Annotated in this window: 20 protein-coding genes; all 20 read right to left on the minus strand. The window is 47.9% G+C overall.

Annotated elements, in window-relative coordinates:
- Nucleotides 1–19: 19 nt before the first annotated feature.
- The 20 genes from ribF to ABMB67_RS05415 all read right to left on the minus strand — a co-directional run bounded on the left by ribF (nucleotide 20) and on the right by ABMB67_RS05415 (nucleotide 21,961).
- Nucleotides 20–970 (minus strand): bifunctional riboflavin kinase/FAD synthetase, encoded by a 951-nt coding sequence (ribF, locus tag ABMB67_RS05320; RefSeq protein ID WP_354571341.1) that lies wholly within the window; start codon nucleotides 968–970, stop codon nucleotides 20–22.
- A 33-nt stretch (nucleotides 971–1,003) separates the two neighbouring features.
- Nucleotides 1,004–1,921, minus strand: a complete 918-nt coding sequence (gene truB, locus ABMB67_RS05325) for a tRNA pseudouridine(55) synthase TruB (protein WP_354571342.1) — start codon at nucleotides 1,919–1,921, stop codon at nucleotides 1,004–1,006.
- Between the two features lie 168 nt (nucleotides 1,922–2,089).
- Nucleotides 2,090–2,440 (minus strand): 30S ribosome-binding factor RbfA, encoded by a 351-nt coding sequence (gene rbfA, locus ABMB67_RS05330; protein ID WP_251222053.1) that lies wholly within the window; start codon nucleotides 2,438–2,440, stop codon nucleotides 2,090–2,092.
- A gap of 24 nt (nucleotides 2,441–2,464) precedes the next feature.
- Nucleotides 2,465–2,743 (minus strand): DUF503 domain-containing protein, encoded by a 279-nt coding sequence (locus tag ABMB67_RS05335; RefSeq protein WP_251222052.1) that lies wholly within the window; start codon nucleotides 2,741–2,743, stop codon nucleotides 2,465–2,467.
- Nucleotides 2,743–4,845, minus strand: a complete 2,103-nt coding sequence (infB, locus tag ABMB67_RS05340; protein WP_354571343.1) for a translation initiation factor IF-2 — start codon at nucleotides 4,843–4,845, stop codon at nucleotides 2,743–2,745. Before infB ends, ABMB67_RS05335 begins: the two co-directional genes overlap by 1 nt.
- Nucleotides 4,846–4,863: 18 nt before the next feature.
- On the minus strand, nucleotides 4,864–5,169 hold the full coding sequence (locus tag ABMB67_RS05345) for a YlxQ family RNA-binding protein (RefSeq protein WP_354571344.1): 306 nt from the start codon (nucleotides 5,167–5,169) through the stop codon (nucleotides 4,864–4,866).
- On the minus strand, nucleotides 5,166–5,438 hold the full coding sequence (rnpM, locus tag ABMB67_RS05350) for an RNase P modulator RnpM (protein WP_251192184.1): 273 nt from the start codon (nucleotides 5,436–5,438) through the stop codon (nucleotides 5,166–5,168). Before rnpM ends, ABMB67_RS05345 begins: the two co-directional genes overlap by 4 nt.
- Before the next feature lie 17 nt (nucleotides 5,439–5,455).
- Entirely contained in the window at nucleotides 5,456–6,592 is a 1,137-nt protein-coding gene (nusA, locus tag ABMB67_RS05355) for a transcription termination factor NusA (protein WP_251222049.1), read from the minus strand.
- 113 nt (nucleotides 6,593–6,705) lie between these two features.
- On the minus strand, nucleotides 6,706–7,176 hold the full coding sequence (gene rimP / locus ABMB67_RS05360; RefSeq protein WP_251222048.1) for a ribosome maturation factor RimP: 471 nt from the start codon (nucleotides 7,174–7,176) through the stop codon (nucleotides 6,706–6,708).
- A gap of 191 nt (nucleotides 7,177–7,367) precedes the next feature.
- Complete coding sequence (locus ABMB67_RS05365; RefSeq protein WP_251222047.1) at nucleotides 7,368–11,669, minus strand: PolC-type DNA polymerase III; 4,302 nt, start codon at nucleotides 11,667–11,669, stop codon at nucleotides 7,368–7,370.
- A 131-nt stretch (nucleotides 11,670–11,800) separates the two neighbouring features.
- The gene (locus ABMB67_RS05370) at nucleotides 11,801–13,510 is read right to left on the minus strand and encodes a proline--tRNA ligase (RefSeq protein WP_354571345.1); all 1,710 of its coding nucleotides are present in this window, start codon (nucleotides 13,508–13,510) and stop codon (nucleotides 11,801–11,803) included.
- A gap of 208 nt (nucleotides 13,511–13,718) precedes the next feature.
- Nucleotides 13,719–14,975: an RIP metalloprotease RseP gene (rseP, locus tag ABMB67_RS05375; protein ID WP_354571346.1), complete on the minus strand. Its 1,257-nt coding sequence runs from the start codon at nucleotides 14,973–14,975 to the stop codon at nucleotides 13,719–13,721.
- Nucleotides 14,976–14,994: 19 nt separating this feature from the next.
- The gene (locus ABMB67_RS05380; RefSeq protein WP_354571347.1) at nucleotides 14,995–16,143 is read right to left on the minus strand and encodes a 1-deoxy-D-xylulose-5-phosphate reductoisomerase; all 1,149 of its coding nucleotides are present in this window, start codon (nucleotides 16,141–16,143) and stop codon (nucleotides 14,995–14,997) included.
- Nucleotides 16,144–16,198: 55 nt separating this feature from the next.
- Nucleotides 16,199–16,996 (minus strand): phosphatidate cytidylyltransferase, encoded by a 798-nt coding sequence (locus ABMB67_RS05385; RefSeq protein ID WP_354571348.1) that lies wholly within the window; start codon nucleotides 16,994–16,996, stop codon nucleotides 16,199–16,201.
- A gap of 15 nt (nucleotides 16,997–17,011) precedes the next feature.
- Nucleotides 17,012–17,779, minus strand: a complete 768-nt coding sequence (uppS, locus tag ABMB67_RS05390; RefSeq protein ID WP_251222042.1) for an undecaprenyl pyrophosphate synthase — start codon at nucleotides 17,777–17,779, stop codon at nucleotides 17,012–17,014.
- A gap of 115 nt (nucleotides 17,780–17,894) precedes the next feature.
- Nucleotides 17,895–18,452: a ribosome recycling factor gene (frr, locus tag ABMB67_RS05395; RefSeq protein WP_251222041.1), complete on the minus strand. Its 558-nt coding sequence runs from the start codon at nucleotides 18,450–18,452 to the stop codon at nucleotides 17,895–17,897.
- Nucleotides 18,452–19,171, minus strand: coding sequence for a UMP kinase (gene pyrH, locus ABMB67_RS05400; RefSeq protein WP_251222040.1), 720 nt, complete (start codon nucleotides 19,169–19,171; stop codon nucleotides 18,452–18,454). Before pyrH ends, frr begins: the two co-directional genes overlap by 1 nt.
- A gap of 377 nt (nucleotides 19,172–19,548) precedes the next feature.
- Nucleotides 19,549–20,430 carry a translation elongation factor Ts gene (tsf, locus tag ABMB67_RS05405; RefSeq protein WP_354571349.1) on the minus strand — a complete coding sequence of 294 codons (882 nt, stop codon included), beginning with the start codon at nucleotides 20,428–20,430 and terminating at the stop codon, nucleotides 19,549–19,551.
- 146 nt (nucleotides 20,431–20,576) lie between these two features.
- A complete protein-coding gene (gene rpsB / locus ABMB67_RS05410; RefSeq protein WP_251222038.1) occupies nucleotides 20,577–21,311 on the minus strand; it encodes a 30S ribosomal protein S2 in 735 nt (244 codons plus the stop codon).
- A gap of 164 nt (nucleotides 21,312–21,475) precedes the next feature.
- Entirely contained in the window at nucleotides 21,476–21,961 is a 486-nt protein-coding gene (locus ABMB67_RS05415; RefSeq protein ID WP_354571350.1) for a DUF6115 domain-containing protein, read from the minus strand.
- Nucleotides 21,962–21,964: the final 3 nt, after the last annotated feature.

Raw genomic sequence — 21,964 nt, forward strand, 5'->3', positions numbered from 1 at the left:
CTCTTTTTTTACGCTGAAATCAAGAGCTGTTATGGCGAAAGTAATCAATTGCCTGCTGCTTGTCTTTTTTTATTTGCGAAACGAGAGCCTCGACACCGGCAAACTTTTGCTCTGGGCGGATAAAAAGGTGAAATTCTACTTCGACATGCGCTCCATAAAGATCACCGGAAAAATCAAACAGATGGACTTCAATTGTGGGCTCTGCCGCTCCTTCCTGATGAAATGTCGGTTTCACCCCAATGTTGCACACTCCTTCAAACAGCTGATCGGCCGTGCGCATCGTAACGGCGTAAACGCCATTTTGCGGCAGAAGGTACCGCTCGCCGAGCGCGACATTCGCCGTTGGAAAACCGATCATCCGGCCGCGCTTTTCCCCGTCGACGACCTGACCTTTTACCGTGTAAGGCATCCCGAGATAAAGCGGCACATCCTGCACGCGCCCTTCGGCCAACAGCTCCCGGATCACGGTCGAGCTCACCTTTTGCTGATTCTCTTCAAATTTGTCGACGATCGTATAGCTGAACCTGTCACGGGCGTGAAAAGGCAATGTTTCCATCGTCCCTTTTCCTAATGACCCGTAAGTAAAGTCAAAGCCGGCGACAACATGAACAACATCAAGGGCAATTAAATAGTGATCGACAAACTGCTGCGGCGTTAAGCGGGCAAATTCCTCGGTGAACTGCACGACATAGAGCGTATCAATGCCGAGGCTTTCGATCCGCTCCACTTTATCCGGTAAAGGTGTTATGTATTTCAGCGGCGTTTTCGGCTTGCGCAATACTTCTTGCGGATGAGGATGAAAGGTCATGACCGAAGTCGTAACCCCTAAATCGTGCGCGACCTCCTTCGCTTTCGCCATCACCTGCTGATGTCCACGATGCACGCCATCAAAATAGCCTAATGCCATGACGGTTGGCTGCAACTTCAAAGTAGAAGCTTCAATTGGGTGATGTAAATAAATAGTATCCATATGAATCCTCTTTTCCCTACACGATTTCAAACGTTATGAGCCTGTCCAAAACATTTTCTCAGGCTTAATCAAACCGGCTTTTGTCGGATGCTGCTGATAAACAGCTAAACATTCTCCATCTTCATTATAAACGGTAAACCGGTTTTGATCTAATCCTTTCTCCGCCGGCAGAACAGCTCCATTTTTGATCTGCTGTTCAGTTTGGCGATCGACCGTGCAGGCGGGAAACTGTGCCAGCGCCGACTCAAACGGCAAAAGAACGTCCTCAAGCTGATCAGTTTCCTGTTTTAGTTCAAGCTCGGCAAACGTCAGGCTTTGCTCAAGAGAATAAGGACCGGCAGCCGTGCGGACAAGCGCGGTCATATGGGCCGGATAGCCAAGCCGCTCGCCGATATTAACAGCAAGCGTCCGGACATACGTTCCTTTGCTGCAGTGAACTCTGAAGGAAAACGCCGCAGTCGTTTCGGTATAGCTCACATCTGATAAAAGCTCTAACGAATGAATCGTAACCTCGCGCTTTGGCCGTTCAACGTGCTGATTTTTCCGGGCATATTCGTACAGCTTGCGTCCATTGACCTTCACAGCGGAATACATTGGCGGCACCTGGGTAATGATGCCTTCAAACGAACGGAGAACGTCCTCAAGCTCAGCCTTCGACCATCTTTCCGTGACCGCCTTTTCAGCGACTGTTTCGCCACTTTTGTCTTCCGTCGTCGTCGCCCTGCCAAGCGTTACTTCTCCTTCGTATACTTTCGAGTGATCGGACATATACTCAACAACCTTTGTCGCCGTGCCGATACAAATTGGCAGCACCCCATTCACATCCGGATCGAGCGTGCCGGTGTGACCGACTTTTTTCGTGTGGAGCAGCCTTCTGATTTTTGCGACACAGTCATGCGAAGTCATTCCTCTTGGCTTATGTAAAATTAAAATTCCGCTTGGACCGTTCATTCAACGTGTCCCCCTTTTTCTTCTCTGTTTGACCAACAAAAGGAGGGGCTGTGTCAAAAGGAGTTTTCCCTTCTGAAACAGCCCTGGTTGTCATGAAGCTGCTGAAAAAGGACGATTTTTACTTTTTCAGCGGCCTCGGTTTTGTCATTCATCTGTTTCCTGCTTTTCTTACCGATCACCTTTATTTAAATCCTGCAGCAATGTTTCAATCCGGTTGCCGTATTCAATCGATTCATCAAATTCGAAGGTCAGCTCGGGTGTTTTCCGCAGGCGGATCCGTTTGCCGATTTCTGAGCGGATAAATCCTTTTGCTTTCGACAAGCCTTGAAGCGTCGCTGCTTTCTGCTCCTCGCTCCCAAGAACCGTAATATACACCTTCGCCTGTTGAAGGTCGCCTGTCACATCGACTCCCGTCACCGTTACAAAGCTGACGCGAGGATCCTTAAGCTCCCGCATAATAATATCACTTAATTCTTTTTTCATTTGTTCACCAACACGGTGTGCACGAACATTACTCATACCCTATCACCTCTGCTCTTTTCACTATAGCCATTCATATTCGGTAATCGTACGTTCTGCCTCTGGCTGACCATCAATGAGGGTAAGCGCCCGCTGCAGTTCCCGTTCACAGACAACCCGGTCATTTGCGACAGTCACCAGCGTCAACTCCGCACGCTGCCAACTGTCATAATAGGCTGTCTCAGCTACGGAAAGGTTATACCGCTGCTTTAATCTCGTCTGGATGCTTTTTAAGACCGAACGTTTTTGTTTGAGTGATTGGACGTCATAAATCAACAGTTCACAACGCACTGCACCAATCATTATTTCCGTTCAATCTCTTCCATAACGTATGCTTCTATAATGTCGCCTTCTTTGACATCATTATAATTCTCAAGGGTAATTCCGCATTCATACCCGGCGGAAACCTCTTTAGCATCATCCTTAAAGCGTTTCAGCGCATTGATCGCTCCTTCATAAATGACGATGCCGTCACGAATTAAGCGCACGGTAGAGTCTCTTGTGATTTTTCCATCTGTTACATAGGCGCCGGCGATCGTTCCAACCTTCGATACTTTAAAGGTTGTTCTCACTTCGACCTGCCCAATGACTTTTTCTTCGAATTCAGGATCAAGCAGACCTTTCATCGCCGCTTCAATTTCGTCAATCGCGTTATAGATCACGCGGTGCAGACGAATATCGACCTTTTCGGCGTCGGCCGTCCGTTTCGCGTTGACATCAGGACGAACATTAAAGCCGATCACAATCGCATTGGACGCTGAAGCGAGCATCACGTCATATTCGGTAATCGCCCCGACACCGGTATGAATGACGTTGATTTTCACGCCTTCAACCTCGATCTTTTCGAGCGAGCCGCGCATCGCTTCAACGGAACCTTGGACGTCCGCTTTAATGATGACGTTGATTTCTTTGACATCACCTTGCTGGATTTGATCAAATAAATCATCGAGGCTCACGCGTGACGTCTTCGCCAAGTTCGCTTCACGATGCTTCGACATCCGTGCTTCCCCGATGTGACGCGCTGTCTTTTCATCAGCAAACGCCCGGAACTGGTCACCCGCCTGAGGCACATCACTTAAACCGGTAATTTCAACCGGCGTTGATGGTCCGACTTCCTTCACACGGCGGCCAAGATCATTGACCATCGCCCGGACACGACCGAACGTCGCCCCGACGACAATCGGATCACCGACTTTAAGCGTTCCGCTTTGGACGAGCAAGGTCGCAACGGCCCCGCGTCCTTTATCGAGCTCCGCTTCAATAACGGTTCCCGAAGCGAGCTTATTCGGATTCGCCTTTAATTCTTCGACTTCAGCGACAAGCTGAATCATTTCAATTAATTCGTCAATTCCCGTTCCATCGAGCGCTGAAACATTGACAAAAATCGTATCGCCGCCCCATGCTTCCGGAACGAGTTCAAACTCGGTTAACTCCTGCATGACACGGTCAGGGTTGGCCGCTTCTTTATCAATTTTGTTAACAGCGACGATAATCGGTACTCCGGCAGCCTTGGCGTGGCTGATTGCTTCTTTCGTCTGTGGCATGACACCATCATCAGCGGCGACGACGAGTATTGTAATGTCAGTTACTTGCGCACCGCGCGCGCGCATCGTTGTGAAGGCGGCGTGCCCCGGTGTATCAAGGAACGTGATTTTCTTTCCATTTGCGTCGATTTGATACGCCCCGATATGCTGAGTGATCCCCCCGGCTTCTCCTTCGGTTACTTTCGTATGACGAATCGAATCAAGCAACGTCGTTTTCCCGTGATCGACATGACCCATGATCGTCACAACAGGAGGACGCTCTTTTAAGTCTTCCTCTTTATCTTCGTCTACATAATTTTCGATATCCGTCTTATCGATAACAATTTCTTCCTCTACTTCAACACCGTAATCCGTCCCGATTAATTCAATCGTATCTTTATCCAGCTCCTGGTTGATCGTCGCCATCACGCCGAGTCCCATTAGCTTCTTAATAATCTCCGATGGTTCTCTATGAAGCTTCTTCGCCAATTCGCCAACCGTCAGCGATTCAACAAAGGTGATTTTTTCCGGAAGTGGCTTCGCTTTAGGCGGCTCCTGGCGCTGCGGTCTTTGCTGCTGCTTAGAGCGGGATTGATTCGGCTTTTTCGGGCCGCCTTTCCGGTTTTGTCCGCCTTGATGCTGCGGACGTGCGTTTTCTTTTTTCTTAGGCGGCGTGGAAGGACGGCTCTCTTTTGCCGGCTCATTGGCGCGTTCTCCGCCTCCTCCATTTGAACCCTTTCCTTCCAGTACTTTGACCATCTGTTCATCAAGCACCGACATATGGTTTGAGACTTCAATCCCGGCCTGCTTTAATTTGTCGATAATTCCTTTGCTTGTTGCATTATGTTCTTTCGCATATTCATATATTCGCATCTTCCTCATATATACATTCCTCCAGAATCATTGGTCCAATAGCGCAGTCATTTTTTTCGCAAAGCCTTCGTCCGTAAGAGCAATGACGACTCTTTCTGCTTTACCGATTGCTTGTCCTAACGTCTCACGGTCAGCGACGAGACGAACCGGGACATTGTAGTAACTGCATTTGTCCAATACTTTTTTCTTTGTCTGTTCTGCGGCATCAGCTGAGAGAAGAATCAATCGCACTGACCCTCTCCTCACTTCTTTCAATACAAGCTCTTCCCCTGTTACGAGTTTGCGCGCCCTCGCGGCAAGCCCTAAAAAGGCAACCCACGGCGGCTGGCTCATTTCGTTCCCCGCTTACTTGCTTCTTTAAGCTGATCATAAATCTCCGGACTTACCTTTGTCTGCAAATGTCTTGAGAGGACATCCTTTTTCTTAGCCAGCTCAAACACTTCCTCGCTGTTGCTAATGTAGGCGCCACGGCCGTTCTTCTTCCCTGTAGGGTCGACGGATACGACTCCTTCGGGCGATCGGACAATCCGGATAAGTTCTTGCTTTGGCTTCATCTCATTTGTTACGACACATTTTCGAAGAGGAACTTTGCGCTTATTCAACGGCTCCATCTCCCTTCTTACTCTTGCTCGTTGCTTTCTATCGCGGTAAAGCTGTGATCCTGATTGGACGCTTCCTGCTCTTCAACTGTCACAAATCCTTCATCATCAAAGATTCCCAGCTCTTTCGCATCCGATTCACTTTTAATATCGATCTTCCAGCCGGAGAGCTTTGCCGCTAGGCGGGCGTTCTGTCCGCGCTTGCCGATCGCCAGTGACAGCTGGTAATCAGGTACGATCACCTGGGTCATTTTATCCTCTTCGTTCACTTTGACTTTCAGCACCTTTGACGGGCTTAACGAATTGGCGACATATTCAACCGGGTTTTCAGACCAGCGGACAATATCAATCTTTTCCCCTTTTAATTCATTGACAATCGTCTGGACACGCTGACCGCGCGGCCCGACACAGGCGCCAACCGGATCGACCTCGGGATTATCAGCATGAACGGCAATCTTTGACCGGTCACCGGCTTCCCGTGAAACCGACTTTATCTCAACCGTTCCATCGTAAATTTCCGGCACTTCAAGCTCAAATAAGCGCTTTAACAAGCCTGGATGGGTGCGGGAGATTAAAATTTGCGGACCCTTCGTCGTTTTTTCGACTTTCGTAATATATGCTTTGATCCGGTCATTATGCTTGTAGGTTTCATTCGGCATTTGCTCATTTAACGGCAACAACGCCTCCACCTTGCCAAGATCGACATAAATAAAGCGATGATCCTGCCTTTGAACAATTCCCGTCATAATATCCTCTTCACGATCAATAAAATCAGAATAAATAATTCCACGCTCCGCCTCACGAACCCGCTGCGTTACAACCTGCTTTGCTGTTTGCGCAGCAATCCGTCCAAAATCCTTCGGCGTCACTTCAATCTCAACGACGTCATCGACCTCATAATTCGGATTGATTTTCTTTGCTTCATCAAGGGAAATTTCGAGTCTTGCATCGAACACTTCTTCGACGACGGTTTTCCGTGCAAATACGCGGATCGTGCCCGTATCGCGGTTCACGTCGACACGAACGTTCTGGACCTGATTAAAATTGCGCTTATAGCCGGAAATTAGCGCCGCTTCGATCGCTTCGATAATCACCTCTTTTTGGATCCCCTTCTCCCTTTCTAAAGTTGCTAATGCATCCATAAAATCGCTGTTCATGGATTATGCTTCCCCCTTTCAAAATTGGCTCTTTTTATAGGAAACCGCCGGGCGGTTTCTTAGACGTGACATGCGAAGCCGTAACAATCAGTCGTCACTACTCTTCCTCTTTCCTACAAAATGACGGCTAATCTGGCTTTTGCCACTTTATTGTAAGGAACGGTGAATGTCTTTGTTCTTGTCTTGATTTTGACACTGATTTCAAGCTGTTCTCCATCAAAGCTCGTCAATGTGCCTTCAAACATTTTCTCGCCGTCAATCGGTTCATAGGTTGTCACATGAACCGCTTTGCCGATCGCCTTCATGATGTCCTTTTCATTTTTAAGCGGTCGTTCGGCGCCGGGCGAGGAAACCTCAAGAAAATAAGCTTGATCGATCGGATCAAGCTCGTCAAGCTTTTCACTTAGTCGCTCACTCACCTGTCCGCAATCTTCCAAATCAACGCCTGTATCTGAATCAATAAAGACGCGCAGAAACCAGTTCGGTCCTTCTTTCTTGAATTCAACCTCGACAAGCTCTAGATTCAGCTCCTCAACAATCGGCAACGTCATCTCGCTTACTAGCTCAGTTACTTTCTTACTCAACCTGTACCCTCCTTGCTGCATCGATAATGGCTGTATACTGGAACATCTATTAGTGCTTTGATGAAACAACAACGAAAGAGTGGGTTTCCCCACTCTTTGAGCATCACGTATTCTAAGTATTACCATACATACAATACCATATTCTCACAGGCTTTGCAAATCTCCTTTATGGGACAAAGCCAGTCGTTTTGTTAAAACAGCGACAGCTGATTGGACTCCGGCATTCCTTCGAGGCAGCCGTGTTCATCCAAGTGCTCCAGTACGGTTTTTGTCAGCTTGCTGCGCTGCTGCAAATCTTCCTTCGAGAGAAACTCGCCATCTTCCCGCGCTTTGACGATGTTCAAGGCTGCATTCGTTCCAACGCCGGTCATCGCATTAAACGGCGGCAAGAGCGTGTCCCCCTCTACCTGGAACTCGGTCGCACTCGAGCGGTAAAGGTCGACCTTTTGGAAGGAAAAACCTCTCTCTGTCATTTCGAGCGCCAGCTCAAGCACGGTAAGAACCGCTTTTTCCTTCGGCGCTGCGTCAAGCCCCTTGGCGTTAATCTCTTCCATTTTCGCCCGGATCGCGGTTGACCCCTTGATCATCGTATCCAAATCAAAATCATCAGCGCGTACGGTAAAATAAGAAGCGTAATAAAGAATCGGGTGATGGACTTTAAAGTAGGCGATCCGCACTGCCATCAGGACGTAGGCGGCAGCATGCGCCTTTGGAAACATATATTTGATTTTCAGGCAGGATCCGATGTACCAGTCAGGAACATCGTGCTTCTTCATTTCCTCGATCCACTCAGGCTGAAGCCCTTTGCCTTTCCGGACAAACTCCATAATTTTAAAAGCGAGTGAAGGTTCAAGCCCTTTGTAAATCAAGTAAACCATAATATCATCCCGGCAGCCGATCACATCCTTCAATTCGCATGTCCCATTGTAAATGAGCTCGTTGGCGTTATTGAGCCAGACGTCGGTACCGTGCGACAGGCCGGAAATTTGCACGAGCTCTGAAAACGTGCTCGGCTTCGTTTCCTCAAGCATCTGGCGGACAAACCGCGTTCCGAATTCAGGAATACCGAGCGTTCCGGTTTTGCACATAATTTGTTCCTCGGTCACGCCAAGCACTTCAGGACCGCTGAAAATTTTCATCACTTCCGGGTCGTCGGTCGGGATCGTCTTCGGATCAATCCCGCTTAAATCCTGCAGCATCCGAATGACCGTCGGATCATCGTGCCCGAGAATATCAAGCTTCAGCAAATTATCATGAATCGAATGGAAATCAAAGTGCGTCGTCTTCCACTCGGAGTTTTTATCGTCGGCCGGATATTGAATCGGGCAGAAATCATGAATATCCATATAGTCCGGTACAACGATGATCCCCCCCGGATGCTGACCGGTCGTCCGTTTCACCCCGGTGCAGCCGGCGACAAGCCGGTCAATCTCGGCTCCACGCATATGGAGATCATGATCCCCCTGATAGCCTTTGACGTAGCCGTAGGCTGTTTTTTCAGCAACGGTACCGATCGTCCCGGCACGATAGACAAACTCCTCACCGAATAATTCCTTTGTATAATGATGGGCGCGCGGCTGATATTCACCGGAGAAGTTTAAATCGATATCCGGTACTTTGTCTCCTTTGAAGCCAAGGAAGGTTTCAAACGGGATATCCTGCCCATCTTTAATATAAGGCGTGCCGCATTCCGGGCATTCCTTATCTGGTAAATCGAAGCCGGAGCCGACCGAGCCGTCATCAAAAAAGTGAGAATGATGACAGTTCGGGCAAACATAATGCGGCGGCAGCGGATTAACCTCGGTAATTTCCGTCATCGTCGCGACGAGCGAGGAGCCGACTGAACCCCGCGACCCTACTAAGTAGCCGTCTATCAACGATTTCTTTACAAGTTTATGAGAAATGAGATAAATGACGGCAAATCCATGACCGATAATGCTCTTCAGTTCTTTTTCGATTCTCGCCTCAACGATTTCCGGCAGGTTTTCGCCGTAAATGCTGCGCGCCCGTTCATAGCTCATCTGCCGGATTTCTTCATCAGCGCCTTCGATTTTCGGCGTGTAAAGCTCGTCCGGAATCGGGTGAATTTCTTCGATTAAAGAAGCAATATGCTGCGTATTCGTCACGACGACTTCCTTGGCCATCTCCTCGCCTAAAAAGGCAAAAGCATCAAGCATCTCATTCGTCGTACGGAAATGAACCGGCGGCAATGTTTGCTTATTTAACGGATTCGCACCGCCCTGCGAGGCGATCAGGATTTTACGATAAATGTAATCCTCTTCTTGCAAGTAGTGAGCATTTCCTGACGCTACGACCGGCTTTTCAAGCTTTTTGCCAAGCTCGACGATGTTTTTCACGATTTCCTCGAGCGCCGTTTCACTTTTCACGAGCTCTTTTTCAATTAAATGCTGATAGGTTGCCAGCGGCTGAATCTCAAAGTAATCATAGAAGCGGGCGATTTGTTCGACCTCATCCGGCGACTTCTGCATCATCGCTTCAAACACTTCACCTTTGTCACAGCCTGAGCCTACGAGCAGCCCGTTACGATGCTTTTGCAGCTGCGAGCGCGGAATCCGTGGCGTCCGGAAGAAATAATCGACGTGAGACATCGAGACGAGCTTATACAGGTTTTTTAGCCCTTCCTGGGTTTGTGCCAGCAAAATGCAGTGAGACGGACGCTGGCGGTGGAAGTTCCCCTGCCCCATGTTGTCATTCAGCTCATCATGGTAATAGATCTCTTTCGCATGGGCATCCTTGACCATTTTCCAAAGCAGGTAGCCGGTTGCTTCTGCATCATAGATCGCGCGGTGATGGCTGACAAGCTCGATGTCGAATTTTTTACAAAGGGTGTTCAAGCGGTGGTTTTTCAGCTCGGGATAGAGAAAGCGCCCTAATTCCAACGTATCAATGACCGGATTGGCCGCTTCAGTCAGCCCTATTTTCTGATAGCCGACATTCAAGAAGCCCATATCGAAGCTGGCGTTGTGGGCCACGAGAATCGCATCACCGACGAAGTCTCTGAATTTGCGCAGCACCTCTTCCACTTCCGGCTGCCCCTTGACCATATCATCGGTGATCCCGGTCAATTCAATAATCGTGTTTGTCAGCGGCTCATGGGGGTCGGCGAACGATTCAAACCGGTCGATAATCTCACCGTTTTTCACTTTGACCGCCGCCAGCTCAATGATCTGGTTGTACACCGCAGATAGACCCGTTGTTTCAACGTCAAAGACAACATATTCATCTTCCATTAACAAGCGGTGGGCTTCGTTATAGGCAATCGGTACCCCATCATCAACAAGATTCGCTTCAATGCCAAACAGCACTTTAATCCCATGCTTCTTTCCGGCAGAGTATGCTTCCGGGAAAGCTTGAACGACTCCGTGATCGGTTACTGCGACTGCCGGATGGCCCCATTTTGCAGCCTGTTCCACATAGCGGCCGGCACTGGTCACCCCGTCCATCTGACTCATCGTCGTATGGAGATGGAGCTCGACCCGCTTTTCTTCAGGTGGTGCTGTATCCTGACGCTCCTCTGGCGTCAGCTGATTAACGTCGTTGGCGATCATGACGAGATCGCGGACAAACGTATCATTTTGAATGCCACCCCGAACTTTGAGCCACATTCCTTTTTTCACCGCCTGCAACAGCGGCACATCCTCTTTGTCACGCGAGAACATCTTAACGAGAATCGAATCGGTGTAATCGGTGATTTTAAATGTCAGCAACGTTCTGCCACTACGCAGTTCCCGCGTTTCAGCGGCAAACACATAGCCTTGGACGGTGACTCTTCGTTCCTCGTCCACAATCGCTTCCAGCGGAATCGGATCATCTTTAATCGGATACCCAAGAACAAGCGCTTTCCCTTTGATTTCTTTTTCGGCCTGCTGTTCGAGCTTCTTCTTTTCAAGCATCGCCTCCACGACCTTCGAGTGATCCTCCTGCTCCCTTTGTTCAACAAACTTATCAAATTCCTGCTTTGATTCGCGAATATCGGTCTCAAACTGAACCGCCGGCAAACTTAACAGCCGCGTGCTTTGCTGCAACGGTTCTGTCAGCTTACGTTTGAGAGCGACCGCTTCCGTTTCATTGCGGACCTGAATGATAAGCCGTTTGCCGTCATAGCCCGGCGTCTGCTGAGACAGCATCGAACGCAAACCGTCTGAAATCGGTGAGAGCTTTGACACAATCAACGGCCAGTAATCAGCCCAATGCGACTCTTCCATCACAATCGAATCGTAATGAAAGGTAAACGATACCGTCGCGATATGCTCGAACGTATGCTTCATCCGCGACATAAACAGTTCGTAAACAGCAGACGGAACAATCAGCGGTAAATTGATATGAAAATGCCAGGCTCTTTTTTCCTTTGAAATGACAAGCTTGCGGATCTGTCCTTCTTGAAAATGCGCTTGCTTCACTTCCTCAGGAATTTGCAGCTGTTCTAGCAGCAATTGCAGCCGTTCCTTTCTCACCTGTTCGTCAAGTGACATCGATCTCCGTCCTTTCTTTCTCTTTCATCTCCCCGTAAGAAAACATTCAGTTCCACTGTTAAGAAAAGACTGAATCTCGTCGTAGGAGTGACTTCGAGTCAGTCTTTTGCTTTTCATTATAAAAAAACAGTTTAATTGCCTAGCTTTGTGCGCAGTTCTTCCAGTACGTCCGGAAGCTTTGCCACCTCTGCTTCAATCATTTCCCCTGTCTTGCGCACCTTCACTTCAACGATGCCTTCGCCTGCTTTTTTGCCGACAGCAATCCGGATTGGTAAACCGATTAAATCGGAATCTTTGAATTTCACGCCGGCGCGTTCCGGACGGTCGTCAAAAAGAACATCGTAGCCAAGCTGCTTCAATGTCTGGTAAAGCTGCTCACCAAGCTCTTTTTGTGCCTCATCCTTCACATTGATCGTCACGAGATGAAGATCAAACGGGGCAACTGCTGGCGGCCAGACAATTCCGTTCTCATCATGGTGCTGCTCAACGATTGCTGCTACCGTACGTGACACACCTATCCCGTAACAGCCCATAATCATCGTCTGCGTTTTGCCATTTTCATCAAGGTACGTCGCCCCAAGCGCTTCACTGTATTTCGTGCCGAGTTTGAAGACATGGCCGACTTCAATTCCCATCGCAAACTGGATCGTTCCTTTGCCACAAGGAGACGGATCTCCTTCCTGAATCAAACGTAAATCAGCATAGGTAGCCGTAAAGTCGCGTCCTGGGTTGACATTCTTGTAATGCTTGTCCTTTTCATTCGCCCCGCAAATTCCGTTTACGACCGCCTCAACCGCATGGTCGGCAATCACCGTAATCTCAGAAGGCAGGTTGATCGGGCCGATATAACCTGTTTCACAGTTTAACAGCCGCGCTGTTTCTTCTGCCGAAGCGAGCTCGACGCTGTCTTTATCGAGGACATTTTTTACCTTTATTTCATTTACATCATGATCACCACGCACGAGCACAAGTACAGGCTCTCCGTCGGCGATAAAAAGCAGTGATTTGATCGTTTGCGCGGCACTTACCTTGAAAAAGTCTGCCACTTCTTCAATCGTGCGGATGTTGACCGTATCGACAAGCTCTTTTTCCTTTAGTGGCTCGTCTGATTTCACATAGGTTGTTACGACCGGCGCGATTTCAATATTGGCGGCAAAATCGGATTGGTCAGAGTAGGCAATCGTATCCTCCCCTATCTCACTTAACACCATAAATTCATGTGTATCCGTTCCGCCGATCGTTCCTGAATCGGCCTCTACCGCGCGGAAATTGAGGGCGCAACGGGTGAAAATGTTTTGATACGCTTTGTACATTGCCTGATAGCTTTGCTCCAGACCTTCGTTTGAAGTGTCAAACGAATAGGCATCCTTCATAATGAATTCTCTCGAACGCAGGACGCCAAAGCGCGGGCGCCGTTCATCGCGGTATTTCGTCTGAATCTGATACAGATTGACAGGCAGCTTCTTGTAAGACTGAAGCTCATTGCGGACAAGATCTGTAATGACTTCTTCATGTGTCGCCCCGAGTACAAAATCGCGCTCATGACGGTCCTTCAATCTCATCAATTCAGGGCCGTATGCATGTAAACGCCCGGACTCCTCCCATAATTCGGCTGGTTGAATCGCCGGAAGAAGCACTTCTTGCCCACCGGCTTCATCCATTTCTTCACGAATAATGTCTTCCACTTTGCGCAACACTTTTTTGCCCAATGGCAAATAAGAGTATATTCCTGATGCCGTTTGCCGGATTAAACCAGCTCGTAACATAAGCTGATGACTTTTGATTTCTGCATCGGCAGGTACATCCCGTAAGGTAGGTGCTAAAAAGGTACGTTGTCTCATTCGCTTAAATCCTTTCCCACTTCGATCTCAATTGTTTATATAGTAACACAGATCAGAAAAGCGTCATAGCCTTTCCATCTCGCAACAATTCCGTTCTACACAAAGTGAGCAGGAAAGAAAGTTTGCTTTCCTGCTCACTTTTAAACCAGGCCATTGCTTCGCTCGCCGCTTCGGGTTTGTGGCAAAAGCAACCTTTTGCCACAAACCTTTACATAAAGAATTTGTTGATGTCGTTCCAGGTGACGACGATCATGAGGAGCATGAGCAGGGCGAAGCCGACGAAGTGGACGAGCCCTTCTTTTTGCGGATCAATCGGCTTGCCGCGCAATGCTTCCAGTCCGATAAAGATTAAACGTCCGCCATCCATTGCCGGAATCGGCAGCAGATTGATGATTCCGAGGTTGACGCTTAAAGCGGCCGCCCACTGCATGAGAACAAAGATCCCCATCGCTGCTGCCTCCCCGGTATAGTTGTAAATGCCGACAGGGCCGGCGACGTAATCCAGCGAGAACTGGCCGGTCACAATCATCCCGAGCACTTCAAAAATCATCGTCATAAATGTATAGGTTTGCGTAAAGCCAAAGGCAATCGAACCGAGAAGATTGAACTCGGTCGGGCGGGCAATGCCGACAAAGCCTTCCGCATCACCAAACTGTCCGACCCGCTCCTGCGGGGTGACTGGGAGCGATAGCAGCTCGCCATTTCGTTCCACGTCAAACGTAATCGCCTCGTTCGGATGCTGTTGAATGATTTCCGTCATTTCAACCCACGTATCAAGCGGCTGGCCGTCAATCGCGACAACTTGGTCGCCTTCTTGCAGACCGGCCTCGGAGGCGGCGCTGTTTTCCGTTACTTCGCCGATGCGCGGCTCATCAATCGGCATTCCCTGCATCAGGGCGAAGGCGATTAAAATGCCAATGGCAAGAACAAAGTTCATCATCGGCCCGGCAAAAATCGCCAGCGCACGCTGACCTACTGTTTTCGAACCGAATTGACGATTCCACGGTGCGATTTGGGTCGCCTGCTCATCCTTGATCAACTGGGCTTTCGGATCAATCTCATATCGCATCCGCACCCCTTCATCATTGTAAGCTTCCACAATCAGCTCATGCTCTAAATCGATTTTCTCCACCTGGACGACATGCGCCTCCGGATGCTTCGATTTATTGTTGATAATCAACTCGCTCACACGATTGGAACGGTTAAAAACAAGTCCAATTTCATAGCCCGGCTTGATCTCGATAATTTCAGGATCTTCCCCGGCCATCCGGACAAACCCGCCAATCGGCAGGAGGCGGATCGTATAGACGGTTTCCCCTTTTTTAAAGGAGTAGATTTTCGGCCCAAAACCAATCGCAAACTCGCGGCACAGAATTCCGGCGCGCTTGGCAAAATAGAGATGCCCCCATTCATGAATGAACACAAGCAGGCCAAATATAATAATGACAGATAGCAACGTATTCATGGCTGACGTTCCACCTTTCTTAATTTACGGTTGAGCGGATAAAGGCGCGTGTTTCCTCATCAACGGCTTTGATGTCTTCAAGAGTTGGTCCAGAGATAACGTGGTGTCGCTCGAGTGCTTGTTCGATGACTGCTTCAATACCTAAAAAGGAAAGGCGCTTATCAAGGAAAGAAGCTACAGCTACTTCATTAGCGGCATTTAACACCGTTGGCATCGTTCCACCGATGCGTCCCGCTTCATAAGCAAGCGCCATACAGCGAAAACGCTTCGGGTCCATTTGTGCAAAATGAAGCTTGCCAATCTCCGCCAGGTTTAAGCGCTCATCCGATTGACCGGCGAGACGCTTTGGATACGTTAACGCATATTGAATTGGTACGCGCATATCCGGCGTTCCAAGCTGAGCCATCACACTATGATCGACAAATTCGACCATTGAATGAATGATGCTTTCTTTATGTAGAACAACCTCTATCCTCTCATAAGGGATGTCAAAAAGCCAATGCGCTTCAATCACTTCCAGTCCCTTGTTCATCATTGTAGCAGAATCAATCGTAATTTTGGCCCCCATCGACCAATTAGGATGATTAAGCGCCTGTTCCACCGTTACTTCCTTAAGCTCGTCTCTCGACAGATCGCGGAAACTGCCGCCGGAAGCCGTTAAAATCAGCTTTTCAATCTCCCGCTTATTTTCCCCATTTAATGCCTGAAATATAGCCGAGTGCTCACTATCGACCGGCAGCAACGAAACCTGATGTGCTTTTGCCGCCTCAGTGACGATATGCCCAGCGGTAACGAGCGTTTCCTTATTGGCAATCGCAATCGTCTTACCGGCCTCGATCGCAGCCAGCGTTGGACCAAGTCCCACGCTGCCAAGCACCGCATTAACTAGGATGACGCTGTCAGGATACGTCGCGACTTCCAGCAATCCTTCCTCTCCGTAGACAACCTTCGTTTCAGCCGGTACATGATGGCGCACTTTTTCGTAATCATCCTTCGATTGGACGGATAGCAGCTTCGGCTTAAATTCATGAGCTTGCTCGCAGGCGAGGTCAATATTTCTTCCTGTCGACATCGCCACAACTTTGAATTCCTGACGATGATGCCGGACAACATCGAGCGTTTGCGTGCCGATTGACCCGGTGGCCCCTAATAAACTTATTAATTTCAACATACTCACCTACTATTTGAATTATACTTGTCTTTTTTCCATTTCCCGTTTTGCGTCAGATCAGGTAGAGCAGGTGCAAAATCGGCATCACATAAATCAGGCTGTCAAAACGGTCAAGGATTCCGCCGTGTCCCGGAAGGACATTGCCCGAATCTTTTACGGCATAATGCCTTTTCAGAGCCGATTCCACTAAATCACCAAGCTGTCCAAAAATCGACGTCACGATGATCACAAACAAAGCGAGAAGATAGCTTGAAAAGATCGGCACAATCGCGTAAAAAACCGTCCCGATCACAACGGCGGCAATGACACCGCCGATGGAGCCTTCAATCGTTTTCTTCGGGCTAATGTCCGGCCACAGCTTTCTTCTGCCCCATTTCCGTCCGACAAAATAAGCACCGGAATCGGTTGTCCAAATAATAAACAGCACATAAAAAACAAGCAGCATGCCATAATCCGGAATGTCTCTTGTCATAATTAAATAATGAAAGCCAAAGCCCACATAGACGGAAGAAAGAATGACAAAGCCGACTTGATCAAATGTAAATGAGTTTTTTGTAATGACCGTAAACATCAACAACACTAAAATCATAAAGACAAAAATTTCGACTTTTGTAAAGTAAGATGGGACAATCATTTCAAACCAGTTTGTCGGTACAAGCAAGAGCCACATCGAAAGTAAGCTGATCATTCCCATTAAGGACAGCGGAGCTATTTTCTTCATTCTCAACAGTTCGACCATGGCGATGGAGGCGACGATTGAAATAAACAAAGCAAAGATCCAGCCCCCAATTAGAACCATGCCAACAAAAAGGGCGCCCCCGATTAGACCCGTCACAATTCTTTCTCTCACATTCGTTGCCCCCTTTTAAACGCCCCCATACCTTCTTGCTCTTTTTTGATATACGGCAATGGCTTCGGTAAAGTGCTGCTCGTTAAAGTCTGGCCAGAGCACATCGGTGAACCAAAATTCGCTGTAGGCAAGCTGCCAAAGCATAAAATTACTCAGCCGTATTTCCCCGCTCGTGCGAATGAGCAAGTCCGGATCGGATAATTCCGCCGTCATCAAATGTTGTTCAAACAATTCATCATTTATCTCTTCAGAGCGCAGGCTTCCTTCTTCTACCTGCTTCGTAATTTTCTTGATCGCTTCGATCATTTCAAAGCGGCTTCCATAATTCAAAGCAAAATTTAAAATAAGACCATTATTGTGTTTCGTCTCTTCCACAGCGTGATAAACTGCTTTTTTTGTATGGTCTGGTAAATCTTCCGGACTTCCCATTAAACGCACTTTCACATTTTCTTCCTTCAGCTTCGGCAGTTCCATGCCAAGAAATCGTTCCGGAAGCTTCATTAAATAATCAACTTCTGTTTTTGGGCGCTTCCAATTTTCCGTTGAAAATGCGTATAATGTTAAGACTTCTACACCAAGCTCATTTGCTCTGCGGACAATTTTATTTATAACCTTCATACCTTCTCGATGGCCGGCAATCCGCGGCAAGCCTTTTTGCTGTGCCCAGCGGCCATTTCCATCCATTATTATGGCGATATGCTTAGGGATATTGACCAGTTCGATATTCTCCGTTCCTTCTTGCGAGGACAGAGAAGACTTCCATTTCGTAAATTTTTCAAGCATGTATACGCCCTCCATCTATGTAGCAGCAGGTCTTTCGCCTAACAAGTAAGAAAGTGTAAAAAACCCCCTATAATAAAGAGGGTCTTTTACTACGTCTATTTTACATGGTATTGCCTTACACTTCCATGATTTCTTTTTCTTTCTTTTCCGCTACCACATCTACCTGAGCAATCTGTTTGTCAGTCAGCTTCTGCACTTCATCAGTCAGGCGGCGCAGCTCATCTTCTGTCATATCGCCGTCCTTTTGCTGCTTCTTTAAATCATCATTAGCGTCGCGGCGCACGTTGCGGATTGCGACTTTGGCATCTTCAGCAGCGCGCTTGACGAGCTTCGCCAGTTCTTTGCGTCGTTCTTCCGTTAACGGCGGGATCGAAATACGGATGATCGTACCGTCATTTGACGGAGTAAGTCCGAGATCGGCCTTTTGAATCGCCCGTTCAATGTCATTGATCGACGACTTGTCAAACGGCTGAATCGATAATAATCTTGCTTCCGGTACGGTAATCGTCGCCAGCTGGTTTAACGGAGTCTCTGCTCCGTAATATTCAACTGTCACCCGATCGAGCAGCGCCGGGTTCGCCCGTCCGGCACGAAGCTTTGCTAATTCACGATTTAACGCATCAATGGCTTTTCCCATTCGTTCCTGAGCGTCCTTGATCACTTCTGTCGACATTATGAATTCCCCCTTACAATTGTTCCGATTTCTTCGCCAAGAATGGCTCGCTTAATATTTCCTTCTTCCATGATTGAAAAGACAATCAACGGAATATCATTATCCATGCACAGTGAAGAAGCGGTCGTATCCATGACAGCCAGCCCTTCTTTTAACACGTCCATGTAAGAAATTGACGTGTATTTCTTCGCATTTTGATCAACCGACGGATCAGCGCTGTACACGCCATCGACATTGTTTTTCGCCATCAGGATAACCTCGGCCTCGATTTCCGCAGCGCGCAATGCCGCTGTCGTATCTGTCGAGAAATAAGGGTTACCTGTACCTGCAGCAAAGATGACAACACGTTTCTTTTCCAAATGACGAATCGCTTTGCGGCGGATATATGGTTCAGCAACCTGCCGCATTTCAATTGAAGATTGCACCCTCGTTTGAACACCGATGTCTTCCAGGCTATCCTGCAGGGCCAAGGAATTCATCACAGTCGCCAGCATTCCCATATAGTCCGCTGTTGCCCGGTCCATTCCCTTTGCACTTCCTGCCATTCCGCGCCAAATGTTGCCTCCGCCTACGACAACAGCGACCTCTACATCTAGTTCTACGATTTCTTTCACTTGTCTTGCTACAGATTGAATCACAGTCGGATCAATTCCGTATCCTTGCGCACCTGCTAGTGCTTCTCCGCTTAATTTAAGTACAACCCTTTTATATGTTTTCATGAAAACCTCCGTCATGGCATGAAGTTAGCAATAAGAAAACCGATACGGCTTTTTTTCAGGAGCGACGCGGGAGCCGTTACCAACTTTTCAGCTTGATTGAAAGCGGGCTTTTTTCAGTCAAGCGTGTAGCACGCGAAACCGTCGTCCTTCCTCGAATTACCCGCACACATGTTTTACTTTCTTGACTTTTGAAAAAAGGGCTGTCCCAAAAGGTTGTTTTTTTTACCTTTTGAGCACAACCCTAAAAGCAGTGAATGGAGTCTGCGCATAGTTTTACCGGCGAGAAGCAGAGTGGATTGCTTTTTAGCTGCCGTTCATCAGAACCATTGCCCAACTTCCATGTTATGTAAGGAGCGTTAATGCCGCTCCCCCACTCATTACTTCTTCACTTGAGACATTACTTCCTCAGCAAAGTTATCTTCACGCTTCTCCATTCCTTCTCCTACTTCATAACGGATAAAGCTTTTTACTTCTGCCCCTTTGCTTTGGACATACTTTCCAACTTTATGATCGCCATCTTTGACAAACGGCTGATCGAGAAGACATACTTGTTCAAAGAATTTGCTTAGACGGCCTTCAACCATTTTCTCAACGATATTTTCCGGCTTTCCTTCGTTAAGAGCCTGCTGCTTAAGAACTTCGCGCTCGCGCTCAACTTCTTCCGCTGCCACTTCATCACGGGAGACATATGTTGGCTTGATCGCCGCCACATGCATCGCAATATCCTTCGCTAATTCTCCGTCCTGGGAGTTGCCAATCACTGTTAAGACGCCGATCCGTCCGCCCATGTGCAAGTACTCGCCAAATACATCGCCATCCTGCTTTTCAACGATTTCAAAACGGCGCAAAGAAATCTTCTCGCCGATTTTCGCGATAGAGGAGCTGATATAATCCTGAACTGTTTGGCCATCTTTGAAGCTTTGTCCAAGCGCTTCTTCAACGGAAGCCGGTGCATTTGTTAAAATGTGACCAGCCAGTTCATCGACTAATTTTTGGAAGTTTTCGTTTTTAGCAACGAAATCCGTTTCTGAGTTCACTTCCACGATTACCGCTTTGTTTCCTTCTGTCTTCACAAGAGCAAGACCTTCTGCCGCTACGCGATCAGCTTTCTTGGCCGCACTGGCCATTCCTTTTTCGCGCAGGAAGTCAACTGCCTTTTCCATATCTCCGCCGGTTTCAGTTAATGCCTTTTTACAATCCATCATACCAGCGCCAGTTTTTTCACGTAATTCTTTTACCATGCTTGCTGTTACAGCCATCAAAAACGCCTCCTTGAAATATCAGTATGTACGCATTATTCCGTACGCAAACGTCGCTACTGGGGCTTTGTCCCTTATTAGAGACAAATCGTTTCAAAAAAAGTGGTAAAGGGTAACCCCCTTTACCACCCTTTAAGTAAATGCAATTAAGCTGTTGTTGTTTCTTCCTCTTCTTCTTCCGCTGCTTGTACTTCCTCTTCAGCAGAAGTTGCTTCGATGACGGCATCCGCCATTTTGCCGGTTAAAAGCTTAACCGCACGGATCGCATCGTCATTTCCTGGAATGACATAGTCAATTTCGTCCGGATCACAGTTTGTATCGACAATCGCTACGATTGGAATGTTCAGCTTGTGAGCTTCCGCAATTGCGATGCGCTCTTTGCGCGGGTCGATGACAAACAGGGCATCTGGAACACCTTGCATATCTTTAATACCGCCCAAGAACTTTTCAAGACGTTCCATTTCCTTCTTAAGAAGAATAACTTCTTTCTTAGGAAGAACATCGAATGTACCGTCTTCTTGCATTTTTTCCAAGCTCTTTAGACGATTAATACGCTTTTGAATTGTTTCAAAGTTTGTCAGCGTACCACCTAACCAGCGTTGGTTAATGAAGTACATGCCGCAACGTTCAGCTTCATCCTTCACTGAATCCTGCGCCTGCTTTTTCGTACCGACGAATAGAATTTTCCCTCCGTCAGCAGCCAAGTCACGTACAAAGTTGTACGCTTCCTCAACTTTCTTTACCGTCTTTTGCAAGTCGATAATGTAAATTCCGTTACGTTCTGTGAAGATGTAGCGATCCATTTTAGGGTTCCAGCGACGAGTCTGGTGACCGAAGTGTACCCCTGCTTCAAGCAATTGTTTCATGGAGATAACTGCCACATCAAACACCTCCTTCAATTTTGGTTTTTTTTCCTCCGCTTCCCTCATCTTTGTCCAACACTGATCAATCAATCAGCACCCTTGCACAAATTAGAAAGCGTGTGTGATTAACACCGTTGATTAATATATCATATCACCTTATGCGTTGCAAGTAGTTTCCACCATCAGCGGTAAAATTTTAACAACAGTTCAACTTCACCCTTGCCTACGTTCAATGTACGGGCAATTTCTTCAGCGCTTTTTCCCTGCTTAGCGAGCAGCAGCACCCTCGCCGTATCGGATTGTTCAAATGACACATCCTCCCCGTCATCTGCGAGCGGCGGCTGATAATCCTCGTAGCCGGGCTCTGGCGCCAGCTCTTTTTTTGGCGCTGCCAGTTCTTTTGCCGTTTCCGGAGGGGAAGCCTTCTTTTCGACAGCGCTTTCCTTTTGCGGCACTTCAGTCTGCTTTTGCCGGAGCCGGGCCAGTAAACGCTCATTTTCTTCTTTCATTTCGGCTGTATAGGCGAGCAGAATATCTTCAATTTCCTGTTTGAGCTGCTCACTGTCTTCAATCGTGTGCTCGGCAATTGAGTTGCGTTTCATCAGTGTTAAAATCCAAAGAAACGTCACCCCGTGTAAGAGTAAACTAATGATTAATAACGTCGTCATTTC

It is taken from the genome of Halalkalibacter oceani (assembly GCF_040544555.1).
Classification (GTDB): domain Bacteria; phylum Bacillota; class Bacilli; order Bacillales; family Bacillaceae_D; genus Halalkalibacter; species Halalkalibacter oceani.